This is a genomic window from Mycolicibacterium arseniciresistens, assembly GCF_030519285.1.
Lineage (GTDB): Bacteria > Actinomycetota > Actinomycetes > Mycobacteriales > Mycobacteriaceae > Mycobacterium > Mycobacterium arseniciresistens.
Genome location: NZ_JAUMSQ010000205.1, coordinates 1 through 326, shown reverse-complemented (window position 1 = coordinate 326; position 326 = coordinate 1). Strand labels below are relative to the sequence as shown.

Here is a 326-nt window from a genome sequence, read left to right as displayed (position 1 = left end):
GACAGCGAACTCGCCGAGAAGGTCGGCCACGGCCTGCACGTCAGCGCCGAGCGCAGCCGGGAGCTCGCACAGATCGCGCGTGAGCGCGGCGCCGAACTCGCCGAGGTCGCAGGCAAGCGCGGCGCAGAGTGGGCCGATGTGGCGCGTGAGCGTGGCGCGGAACTCGCCGAGGTCGCGAGCAAGCGCAGCGCCGAACTGGCCGAGGTGGCAGGCAAGCGCGGCGCCGAGCTGGCCGACGTGGCAGGCAAGCGCAGCGCCGAACTCGCCGAGGTGGCTCGGGAACGCGGTTACGACTGGGCCGAACTCGCCCGCGAGCGCGGATCGGA

The 326-nt window shown here is 73.6% G+C and carries 1 pseudogene; it reads left to right on the top strand.

Features of this window, described 5'->3' with window-relative positions:
* Positions 1–326: pseudogene (locus Q2100_RS21820) on the top strand (DoxX family protein); the annotation flags it as partial.